The 11224-nt window shown below is 59.1% G+C and carries 12 protein-coding genes; 3 read left to right on the forward strand and 9 right to left on the reverse strand.

Going from position 1 to position 11224, the window contains the following annotated elements; translation table 11 throughout:
* The 3 genes from GOV38_RS12485 to GOV38_RS12495 all read right to left on the reverse strand — a co-directional run.
* Positions 1-925, reverse strand: a 925-nt coding sequence (locus GOV38_RS12485) for a hypothetical protein (protein WP_171213011.1), incomplete at its 3' end; no start/stop codon positions are given.
* Positions 926-982: 57 nt separating this feature from the next.
* Positions 983-1735 carry a hypothetical protein gene (locus GOV38_RS12490; RefSeq protein ID WP_171208132.1) on the reverse strand — a complete coding sequence of 251 codons (753 nt, stop codon included), beginning with the start codon at positions 1733-1735 and terminating at the stop codon, positions 983-985.
* The gene (locus tag GOV38_RS12495) at positions 1732-2268 is read right to left on the reverse strand and encodes an RNA polymerase sigma factor (protein WP_171103022.1); all 537 of its coding nucleotides are present in this window, start codon (positions 2266-2268) and stop codon (positions 1732-1734) included. Before GOV38_RS12495 ends, GOV38_RS12490 begins: the two co-directional genes overlap by 4 nt.
* 84 nt (positions 2269-2352) lie before the next feature.
* Between GOV38_RS12495 and GOV38_RS12500 the strand changes: the two genes are divergently transcribed.
* Positions 2353-2928, forward strand: a complete 576-nt coding sequence (locus tag GOV38_RS12500) for a YceI family protein (protein ID WP_171208133.1) — start codon at positions 2353-2355, stop codon at positions 2926-2928.
* Here GOV38_RS12500 and GOV38_RS12505 read toward each other — a convergent pair.
* The 6 genes from GOV38_RS12505 to GOV38_RS12530 form a co-directional block, all read right to left on the reverse strand.
* Positions 2918-3601: a GntR family transcriptional regulator gene (locus tag GOV38_RS12505; RefSeq protein WP_171208134.1), complete on the reverse strand. Its 684-nt coding sequence runs from the start codon at positions 3599-3601 to the stop codon at positions 2918-2920. The two genes, GOV38_RS12500 and GOV38_RS12505, sit on opposite strands and share 11 nt — an antisense overlap.
* Positions 3602-3661: 60 nt before the next feature.
* Entirely contained in the window at positions 3662-4897 is a 1236-nt protein-coding gene (locus GOV38_RS12510; protein WP_171208135.1) for an FAD-binding oxidoreductase, read from the reverse strand.
* On the reverse strand, positions 4894-5823 hold the full coding sequence (locus GOV38_RS12515; RefSeq protein ID WP_171208136.1) for a proline racemase family protein: 930 nt from the start codon (positions 5821-5823) through the stop codon (positions 4894-4896). The genes GOV38_RS12510 and GOV38_RS12515 overlap by 4 nt, the downstream gene beginning before the upstream one ends.
* The gene (locus tag GOV38_RS12520; RefSeq protein ID WP_171208137.1) at positions 5814-6773 is read right to left on the reverse strand and encodes a dihydrodipicolinate synthase family protein; all 960 of its coding nucleotides are present in this window, start codon (positions 6771-6773) and stop codon (positions 5814-5816) included. The genes GOV38_RS12515 and GOV38_RS12520 overlap by 10 nt, the downstream gene beginning before the upstream one ends.
* Positions 6774-6948: 175 nt before the next feature.
* On the reverse strand, positions 6949-8007 hold the full coding sequence (locus tag GOV38_RS12525) for an ABC transporter ATP-binding protein (RefSeq protein WP_171132829.1): 1059 nt from the start codon (positions 8005-8007) through the stop codon (positions 6949-6951).
* On the reverse strand, positions 8004-8798 hold the full coding sequence (locus tag GOV38_RS12530; RefSeq protein WP_171208138.1) for an IclR family transcriptional regulator: 795 nt from the start codon (positions 8796-8798) through the stop codon (positions 8004-8006). The genes GOV38_RS12525 and GOV38_RS12530 overlap by 4 nt, the downstream gene beginning before the upstream one ends.
* A 142-nt stretch (positions 8799-8940) precedes the next feature.
* Here GOV38_RS12530 and GOV38_RS12535 point away from each other — a divergent pair, with 142 nt between their 5' ends.
* Entirely contained in the window at positions 8941-10200 is a 1260-nt protein-coding gene (locus GOV38_RS12535) for an ABC transporter substrate-binding protein (protein ID WP_171103007.1), read from the forward strand.
* A 96-nt stretch (positions 10201-10296) separates the two neighbouring features.
* Positions 10297-11223: a carbohydrate ABC transporter permease gene (locus GOV38_RS12540; RefSeq protein ID WP_171103005.1), complete on the forward strand. Its 927-nt coding sequence runs from the start codon at positions 10297-10299 to the stop codon at positions 11221-11223.
* The last annotated feature ends 1 nt before the right edge of the window (position 11224 follow it).

Here is an 11224-nt window from a genome sequence, read left to right on the forward strand (position 1 = left end):
ACGCGGTCAGAACTTCGATCAACCGCGGTGGGGTGCGGCCGCTCAGATCTGTCGTAGCGCCCCGCGCGCGGGTGTCCCACGCGCTGACGCGGTCCAGATGCAGCAAGGCGGCCAGAGCGGACTGCCCTGCCCCACGCAACCAGGCACCCAGTTTTTCATGCGGGTCGCCGACACCGCGCAGCGCACCGGGGCCGGACAGGGCCAGCGGCATGAACAGCGCGCCACCCCGGCCCATGCTGGCGGCATGGCGTGCGGCGATGATGGCCGCCTCGGTATCCTGACCAATACCTTGCGACAGGGCCCGCCAGGCATGAAAGGCAATCGCGGATTGGGTCGCCGGATGCAGGCTCTGCGCGTTGTGCAACACCTCGGCCAGATCGGCCACCGCCTCGGGCACCGCGTCCAGCCCTTGTGCCATGCGATCCAGAAACGCGGTCAACCCTTGCTCCCACCCACCATCCGCAGGTGGCGCGCCCGAGGTCAGGCGGCGCACGGCCCAACCGGCGCGGTACAGCGCCTGCACATCATCCGAGGTGGCTCCGATCCGCAACTCGGTCCAGAGCGCCAGCCGATCAACGCTGATCCGGTCGCCGGTCCACCAGCCCAGATCCGACACGTCCATCAGGGCCAGCCGATGGCCCCAGCCCTTGGGGCCCGCGCGCAAGCGCTCATCGAGCGCTCCGAAGGTCAGACACAGATCGGCAAGCTCGGCGGACAAATCATTCTGCGCCGCCTGCCAGTCGCGGGGATCAAACAGCAGACCCTGTTCCGCGCGCGGTCCGGGTGGCAGGAAATCCTCATCGGCCACTTCCTCTTCGGGTGGCAAGAACCACAGGTCATCCTCATCCACCGGATCGGAATCATAGATGCTGCGCGGCCCGAGTTCTTCCTCGTCCGGATCAGGTATGGCGGATTTGGGCTTCATACCGCCCATTCTTCGAAGATTTTCACCTGTTCTCAAGCTCTTTTCGCGGTGCGCGGCTCAGCTTGCAAAACTGGTGGTCAGAATATCCAGATTCCCTTCAAGCGGGCTGTCGGCATCGCTGCCCATGAGGATATAGCCATAGCCATCCTGCGCCCAGGTCGCGGTTGCCAAACCGCTGAGAACGGCGTGTTCAACATTCTTTGCTGGTGCGCCAGGCCCCTGGCGTATGACACAGAAGGCAAATGGCTGCCCTTGTGCGTCTGCAAATACCACCTGAATAAGCGGTTTCCCCTTGAATGAGAGAATTTGCGCACGCTTCAGATCAAGCCCCGGAAGGGTTTCAAGCACATCGCGGTTCAAAGATCGACCAAGCTGTTCTTCTGCCTGCGCAAATTGCGCATCCAAAGCCTCGGGTGACGGGTCAAGCGCGGCAACCGTTTCTGGCGCGTAAAGCGACTGATAAATCGCCGCCTGCTCGGCCCATCCCATCGGTTCGGGGCGGGTGGCCCAAAAGGTCGCCGAGACCGCAATGACCGAGACCGAAGCCGCCACAGCCAACAAACGCCCAATTCCCATCGCCGGTGAGGGGCCTGCAATGGGTGCCAGTTCTGGTTCGGGCAGATCGATAACGGGTGCTTTGGCGGGCACGTTTTCAAACGCGGTTTGAACCATGGGCGCTATCGGGTCGAGCGCCATCAGGCGCGACTCCAGCTCGGCATCTTCGGCAACAGCGTCTTCGATGGCGCTGGCCGTGTCGCGATCCAGATCGCCTTCCAGATACGCCAACAGCGTCTCGTCGGAAAACTTCATTTGCCACTCCGTCGATCAGACCCAGCCTCATCAGGCTGAATCGCAGACTTCAGTTTCTGCCGGGCATTGGACAGCCGGCTCATGATCGTGCCAATCGGAACGCCCAGAATATCCGCCGCCTCGCGGTAGCTGTATCCTTCTACAAACACAAGCATCACCGTCTCACGCTGCGCTTCGGGCAGTTCCATCACTTTCGTAAACACTTCAGCCGCAAAAATATTCGTTTCTGCGTCGGCATCTTGTGAAATCAATTCGACCTCGGGCGTCACCGACAAGGCCTGCGCCTTGCGGACCGAGCGGGACCGTATTTCATTCAGCCAGATCGAGCGGCAGATTGTCATCAGCCAACTGTCCAACCGGGCCGTTGATGTCACCTGATGGTGGCGTTCCAGTGCGCGAAGGCAAGTTGCTTGTAGCAGATCATCAGCGATATCCGACGCCCCCGACAGCGACAAAGCAAACCGCCATACCCTTTTCGAATGCGTCTGGATCGCGCCGCGCACGGCTTGTTCCGAGTTAAGATCGACATCCATCGAATAAGCCGCGACCTGTGTGTGTTTATGTCATAGACGGGCCAGAACCCCTGCCCTGAGTGACATATTACGGCGAGGAAAGAAATGAAACTGATGATGAAAACAATCACGATTGCGTCGGTCCTGCTGGCCAGCCCAGTCCTGGCCGCAGATTGGACGCTGGACCCGGACACCTCGCATCTGGCCTATGGCACGATCAAGCTTGAGGATCTGGGCGAGGTGAATTCCTTCACCAACCTGTCGGGTCATGTCGGCGATGATGGTCAGGTCGAGATTGAGATCGATCTGTCCTCGGTCGAAACCAATATCGATATTCGCAACGAACGGATGATCGAACATGTGTTTCGCAAAGCCCCAACTGCCAAACTGACCGCCCAGATCGACATGGATGCTGTTTCCGGGCTGAGCGTTGGTGAGACATCGGTGATCGAGGTGGATGCCACCCTGTCGCTGGCAAGCGCCGATGTCGAATTCTATGCGGATATGTTCATCCTGCGGGTGGCCGAAGACCGGGTCATGGTTTCAACCAATGACATGGTGTTCATCAGCACCGAAGACGCAAATGTCTCGGCCGGGGTCGACAAGTTGATGGAGCTGGCGCAGCTGCCCAGCATTACCCGCACGATACCCGTAACCGCGCGGTTGATGTTCACACAGTAGTCTCTGGGTCATTTCGCGCGGCCATCAGTGCCAAAAGCGCCTCTTTCGTGCGTCCGATATGATGTGACAGTAAGGTGCAGGCCGCGTCGACCTGACCGGACTGGGCCAGCTGCAACAATTGGCGATGCTCTTTGCGTGCCGGTTCGCGTTGTTCCATCACGCTCAGATGCATCCGCACATAGCGGTCCGATTGCAGCGCCACCCGGTGTAGCAGATCGTTGGTCAGCCCGCGATCCGCCGCCGCATAAAGTGCGGTGTGAAACTTGTGATTCAGCGCCCCCCAGGCGCTGACATCATTGGCGTCATAAGACTGTTCCATCTGCTCAAGGATCTTGGTGCAGACTGAGAAATCCACCGTCGTCATGGCCGGAATGGCACGTCGGAACAGATCAACCTCAAGCAAGGCGCGAAGGTCGAAGATTTCGGCAATCTCAGCCAGTGAATGCTCTGTCACCGTGGCGCCGCGATTGTTGGTCAATTGTACCAGCCCCTCGGCATCCAGCTGTTTCAGCGCCTCTCGCACGGGCATGCGCGAGACATCGTACTCGTCGGCCAGCGCCTCTTGCCGGATGGTTTCGCCTTCGGCCAAATCGCCGCTGAGGATGCGCTCCCGCAGATCGCTGGCAATAACATCGGGCAGGCTTTGGCGCTGGATCGCACGTTTCGCTGTCATGTCTGGCGTCCTGTGTTCAGAGTGTTGTCTGTGTCGTGACGGCTTCGCATAAGAACTCTTTCAAAATCGCGTCGGCGCGAATGGGGCAAGCGATATGGGCGGTGGTTGGCGATCAATCAGCGCTGCAACCAGTTCAGCCGTGCCTGCTGATTGCGTCAGACCCAAATGACCATGGCCAAACGCATATATCACCCGATCGCTGCGTGACGCCGCCCCGATCACCGGCAGGCTATCGGGCAAAGAGGGGCGAAATCCCATCCATGGCTGGCCGCCTTCGGCCTTCAGCCCCGGCAGGAAATCGCGGGCCTTGGTCAGCATCACATCTGCCCGCTTGAAATTGGCCGGCATGTCGAGCCCGCCCAGTTCAACCGCACCGCCGATACGCACACCGCCGTTGATCCGGCTGGCCACAAACCCGTGGTCTGAGAAGGTCAAATGCGTGCGCAGGTCAAACGCGCCTGCAGGCAGGGTCGTATTGTATCCACGCTCGGTCTCCAGCGGGATATGGTCACCCATGCCCCGCGCCAGAAAATGCGACCAGGCACCAGCAGCCACCACAACGCTGTCGGCTGCAATCGTGCCATCAGTCGTGTGCACCTGCGCCGCCTGATCAGACACAGACAGGGCGCACACCTCGCGCCGGTCGATCTGTCCGCCCTTGTCTTGAAACGCCTTCGCCAGCGTTTCGACCCAGGCCTTTGGATCTGCGGTATTGATCCAATCCGGCGTGAACCCCGCATGGGTAAAGCGAGGGCTTAGCCCCGGCTGAATTTCGGCAATCGCCTCGGGATGTTCCAGCAGTGTGAACGCAATACCATGACGGTGGCGCTGCTCCCAGCCGGGCAGGCTGGCGCGAAATGCGGCCTCACTTTCATACAGCTGCAATTGACCGTCGTTCTGCACCATGTCCTGCATCCCCGCAAAGGGGATCAACCGGTCCAAAGCGGCCGAGGACAGCTGCATCAAACCAGCTTGCGCCGCCAATGCGTGCTGATAGTTCTGCGCGCGGCTGGCCCGCCAGAACCGCCAGAGCCAAGGCGCGATTTTCAGCGCATAGGCAGGCGGTACCGACAACGGGCCCAGTGGATCCAGCAGCCAACGCGGCGCTTTGCGCAGGATCCCCGGTGTCGCCAAAGGCTCGATCTCGGCAAAGGCAAAGGCCCCCGCATTGCCGGCAGAGGCACCCGCCGCAACTCCGTCCCGGTCCAGCACCTGAACCGCGTGCCCCCGGCGTTGCAGTTCCAGCGCCGTGGTAATCCCGATGACACCGGCACCAACAATGACAACGCGCTTCACAGCACGATGCCCGACCGGAACGGATCTTTCGCGTCAAAGATCATCGTACTGTCCGAGGTCACAAAGGCCTTGCCAGTAATACGCGGGATCACCCCACCGCGGGACCCCGGTTGATAGGACAAGCGATAGGTGCTGCCGATAACACTGGCCTGCACGATCTCTTCGCCCGGGCGCAGCACCCCGCGCGCCGCCAGACAGGCCAAACGGGCAGAACTGCCGGTTCCACAAGGGGAACGATCATAATTGTCATCCGGGCAGAGCACAAAATTTCGGCTGTGTACCGCGCCTTCAGGCGGACTTTGCAGGATCACATGATCTATCGGCTCGCCCGCCTCTCCACCAATGCCTTGCGCGATGGATGCCTGTCGGATCGCGGTGGTGAAGGCTGTCAGCTGTGGAATATTGGCCGGATCGATGGGGATCGGGCTGGGGTCGACGATGAAAAACCAATTGCCGCCATAGGCCACATCTCCGGTCACCGGGCCATAGCCCGGCACGTCCAGCACGACATCCGCCGCCACGCAGCGGCTTTCGATATTGGTGACGGTGACCGTGTTTGCATCTTCCAATTCAATCGTTACCACTCCCGCCGGGGTTTCGATCCGGTGGCGGCCCAGATCGATCCGCCCTAGATGCGCAAGGGTAACGGCCAAGCCAATGGTGCCATGGCCACACATCCCCAACACCGCATCCAGATCGAAATAGATCGCACCGGCAACACAGCTTGGATCCTGCGGTTCCACCAAAAGCGCGGCCACCATGGCTGGCTGCCCGCGCGGCTCCAACAGGACCGAGCGGTAGAAGGCACGGTGATCCTGCGCCAGACGCTGTGCCCGCTCGGCCATGGACCCTTGGCCCAGATCGGGCCCTCCGTTCAGGATGACACGTGTCGGCTCACCCCCGGTATGGCTGTCGATCACATGCATTCGGCAATCACCCCGCCCTGCCGGGACCAATCGGCAAACCAGGTTTGAAACAGGCGGTATTGTTGTTCGCAATAATTTCGCTGCGCATCCGACAGCATGTCGGTTTCATTGATATGCAGCCGGTATTCTTCCTCGCCGTTCAGAACCAGAAGATGTTTGTAATACAGCACCAGATCGGTGCCTTCATCAAAGCTGGCCAGAACGCCGAACGCTTCTTCCAGCTCGCGCGCACGCAGTCGCGCCTCGGCATGACCCTGTGCTGCCTTTTCACACAAGGCCGCCAGCAGCAAAGCCTCTTTCGGCAGCGCGGTGCCAATCCCCGTGATTGCACCGGTTGCGCCGCAATTGACAAAGCCATGATAGACCTCGGTATCCACACCGACCATCAACGTGACCTGATCATCACGCGAGGTGATATGCTCCGCCGCATAGCGCAGGTCATCCTTGCCACCGAACTCTTTGAACCCCACAAGGTTGGGATGTTCATCCCGTAGCGCAAAGAACAGATCAGCCCGGGTCGCAAACCCGTAAACCGGGCTGTTGTAAATAATGGCCGGCACGTCTGGCGCGGCTTGCAGAATGGCTTTGAAATGGTTGCGTTGCGCGGTCACGGATGACCCCCGCGACAGCACGCGCGGGATCACCATCAACCCCGCCGCCCCAACCTGCTGCGCATGCGCGGCCAAGGCGGTGGCGGATTTCGAGTTGATCGCTCCCGTGCCCACCACCACTGGCAACCCAGCCGCAACCAGCCGTTCGACACCTTCCATCCGCTCAGCATCGGTCAGCAGCGGCCAATCCCCCATCGACCCGCAATAGACAACTGCCGACATCCCCGCCGCGATCATCTGCTGCCCCTTGCGGACCAGAGCATCAAAGTCTGGCGTGCGGTCAGGTTTGCACGGGGTCATCAGGGCAGGCATCATGCCGGTAAAGATGGTCGGCTGCATGGTTGGGCTCCTTCTCGCAAATCTGCGACTCGGTTGGTTGGTCAGCTGCGTCAATCAGTAATGGATTTTGGATACAGAATCCAAAACTAAAATCCCACTAACAAAACCGACGCGCCCAAAAAGGTCAGGGGCGCTCAACGGCGCCCCTGAGACTTACAAGAACTGTCGGACCAGCTTAGCGCAGGCGCAGACCGGTTTCGGGATCAAACATCATCGCCCGGTCAGTACGGACCGAGATTCCGATTTTCTCACCCATTGTGCTGCGGTGATCGTCGCGTTCTTCGACAATCAGCTTGTCGCCATTGGCGGCCAGCAAATAGGCATAAGACACGCCGCCAAGCGCTTCGGTCAGATCCACGGTGCAGGCGTCGGAGTTCCGGTCAACCTCGATATGTTCGGGCCGAATGCCCAGCGTAACCTTCTTGGCATCGGCTGGCACGCTGTTGGTCAGCGGGATCGGCGCGCTGAGCGCCGAATGATGCGCCGCGCCATCTGCGACCTCACAATCGAGGAAATTCATCGCAGGCGAGCCAATAAAGCCCGCCACAAATTTGTTGTCCGGATCGCGGTAGAGATCCATTGGCGCACCAACCTGTTCGATCCGGCCATCACGCAGCACAACGATCTTGTCGGCCATGGTCATCGCTTCGACTTGGTCGTGGGTTACATAGATCATCGTCGCGCCGATTTCGTTGTGCAGACGGGCGATCTCGACCCGCATCTCGACGCGCAATTCGGCGTCAAGGTTGGACAAAGGTTCGTCAAACAGGAACACTTCGGGGCCGCGCACGATGGCACGACCGATGGCCACCCGCTGCCGCTGACCACCAGACAGAGCTTTTGGTTTGCGCTTGAGATATTGATCCAGCTTCAGGATATTTGAGGCTTCCTGAACCTTCTTTTCGATCTCTGCCTTGGGCACGCCGTTCATGCGCAGGCCAAAACCCATGTTTTCAGCCACGGTCATGTGCGGATAAAGCGCATAGGTCTGGAACACCATGGCCACGCCGCGCTTGGCCGGGTCCAGATGGGTCACGTCCCGCGTACCGATATGAATCTGCCCTTCCGAGGTCTCTTCAAGCCCGGCAATCATCCGCAGCAAAGTGGATTTGCCGCACCCCGACGGGCCGACAAAAACGCAGAATTCGCCATCCTTGATTTCAAGATCGATCCCGTGGATCACCTGCGTTTGACCATAGCGCTTGATTGCACCGTTCAGAGTCACACCCGTCATGTTACTTGCATCCTATTCTGCTGATTCTCTGGAAAGCGCCATGCTTGCGCCTCGGTTCCGATCTGTTCGGCGACACGACGCACGCGGGGAACCCATGTCTCCAATTGTTCTAATTTCATCCGCTCGGTCGAACCGGTTACGGACACGGCACCCAGCAACCTGCCCCCATCCGTGAGGATGGGACAGGCGACACATATGATGCCGGGCTCGTGTTCTTCGTTATCCACCGCATAGCCACGCTTGCGAATGGCTGCGAGATCTCGGCGCAGCGCCTGTTCTGACGTCAATGTCTTTGGCGTGAACCGATGAAAGCTTTGCTGAGAGATCGTCTTTTGCAGCTGCGCCTCGTCCAGATAGGCCATCATCGCCTTGCCAACACCGGTACAATAGGCGGGGCCCACCTTGCCGGCGTCCGAAAACATCTCGATCGGGCGGTGCGCGTTGCGCTTATCGACATAGATAACCTGACCCGAGTCCAACTGCGCCAGATGAACGGTCTCACCCGTGTCCTGGCTGAGCGCATCCAGGGCCGGGCGCGCAATCGGTGCCAAAGAGCTTTGCATCCAGGCCGCATGGGCCAGACGCACCAACCGGATGCCCGGCGAATAGGTCTGCCGATCCGGCTCATAGCTGAGCATACCTTGATTGCTGAGCGATTGCAGAAACCGATAAAGGGTCGCCTTGGGGAAGCTGCTGTGTTCAAGCAATTCCCCAAATCGCACAGGCCGGCCAAAGGCGGCCACCTGATCCAGCACGTCACATGCCTTGCCTATCGTTCCATCACCTGACACGGGTGTCAGTCTCCTCCGTTTGACCATCGCTCTCCCGACGAGGGTCTTGACAAGACTAGCCGATTCGATGTGTAGTTTTCAACATATAAAACTTGGTTTCAATATTTGGAACTGAATATATGGAAGCTTAAGGGAGGACACCATGCATTCCATGTTCAAGCGCACCGCGGCCGCGCTGGCCGCCAGCGTTGCACTTGCAGCACCCGTTGCTGCCGAGCTCACAGGTGAGCTGCGGATTTTCCTGGACACATCAAACCCTGCGCCACGCGCGACGATGGAAGCGATGATCGACCGTTTCGCAGCCCAGCACCCGGGCCTGGAAATCGAGACAACCGTGATCGACCGCGAAGCGTATAAAACCCAGATCCGCAACTTCCTGACGGCGGACACGCCTGACGTTGCAACCTGGTACGCCGCGAACCGCATGAAGCCATATGTCGAGGCGGGTCTGTTCGAAGACGTGTCCGATCTGTGGGCCGAGCCCGAGATCGCCGAGAACCTGGCATCCACCAAAGGTGCGATGACCATCGACGGCAAACAGTGGGGCGTGCCCTATACCTACTATCAGTGGGGCGTCTATTATCGCAAAGACATCTTTGACGAGCTGGGCCTGTCCGAGCCGACCACATGGGAAGAAGAAAAGGCCAACTGCGAAAAGATCGTCGCATCGGGCCGTGCCTGCTATACCATCGGCACCAAGTTCCTGTGGACCGCCGGCGGCTGGTTCGACTATCTGAACATGCGCACCAACGGTTATGAGTTCCACAACCAGCTGGCCAACGGTGAAATCAGCTGGGAAGATGATCGCGTCAAGCAGACTTTCGCGAACTGGAAAGAGCTGATCGACATGGGTGCCTTCATCGACAACCACCAGACCTACAGCTGGCAGGAAGCTCTGCCCTTCATGGTCAACGGTGAAGCCGCGGCCTATCTGATGGGGAACTTTGCTGTTGCGCCACTGCGCGAAGCAGGCCTGACCGATGATCAACTGGACTTCTACCAGTTCGTATCGATCAACCCTGATGTCGAACTGGCCGAAGACGCGCCAACCGACACGTTCCACATCCCGGCCAATGCATCGAACAAAGAAGCCGCGCGCGAGTTCCTGCGCTTTGTGGTTTCTCCGGACGAGCAGACCGAGATCAACAACGGCGCGAACCTGGGTCAGCTGCCCGTGAACGCGAAATCCTCGGTGGATAACGACAAATTCCTGCTGCAAGGCTTTGAGATGCTGTCGTCCAACAGCCCGGGCGGTGTTGCACAGTTCTGGGACCGTGACGCACCAGCGGAAATGGCGAAAGTGTCGATGGAAGGCTTCCAGGAATTCATGGTCAAGCCCGACGATGCTGACAAGGTTCTGGCCAAGCTGGAACGCGCACGTCAGCGCATCTACGACAACTGATAGGGGTGACGGCCGGGCTATGTCCCGGCCATTGCCAAAGCTCAGCACAGGGCGGGCCATGATCCCGCCCTGTCTCACCCTAGCCAGAGTATTTCCATGACCGTAGCCGTCGACGTCCCTGAACAGGAAAGCTGGTTCCACAAAAACCAGCAACGCCTCGCCCCATGGCTGTTTCTAGCCCCCGGCCTGCTGTTTTTCCTGGTTTACGTAATCATCCCCGTTTTCCAATCCTTCAACCTGTCCCTGTACGAATGGGACGGTCTGGGGGCCGCTGAATATGTGGGGTTTCGCAACTATGAAGACCTCTATTGGGAATGGGTTGACCGCGACGCATTCTATGTCTCGCTCAAGAACAACCTGATCTGGCTGGTCCTGTATCTTCTGGCGATCCCCGCCGGTCTGTTCATCGCGCTGTTTCTGAACCAGACGGTCTGGGGCATCCGGCTCTACAAATCGCTCTTCTTCTTCCCCTTTGTGATCTCGCAGGTTGTGGTTGGCCTGGTTTTCACTTGGTTTTATGATCCGACCTTCGGCCTTCTGAACGAATTTCTCGGCCTATTCGGAATGGGTCCGCTGAACGTACTGGGGGATGAACGGTTCGTAACCTACGGCATCATCTTTGCCGGTCTCTGGCCGCAAACGGCCTATTGCATGATCCTGTATCTCACCGGTCTGAACGCGGTGGATCCCGAACAGATCGAGGCTGCGCGTCTTGACGGTGCCAAGGGTGGACGGATGCTGTGGCATGTGATCCTGCCGCAATTGCGCCCGGCCACCTTCATTGCATTTGTCGTGACCATCATCGGCGCTCTGCGCTCATTCGACCTGATCTCGATCATGACACAGGGTGGCCCGTTCGGCTCATCCCGCGTGCTGGCCTATTACATGTTCGAAGTCGCCCTGTCCGAATACGGGTTCCGCATGGGATATGGTGCTGCCATCGCCGTGGTCCTGTTCCTGATCATGCTCTGCTTCATCGCCTACTTCCTGTGGTCGATGTATCGCGAAGAAAAGGGGCACTAAG

It is taken from the genome of Ruegeria sp. HKCCA5839, assembly GCF_013035585.1.
GTDB lineage: Bacteria > Pseudomonadota > Alphaproteobacteria > Rhodobacterales > Rhodobacteraceae > Ruegeria.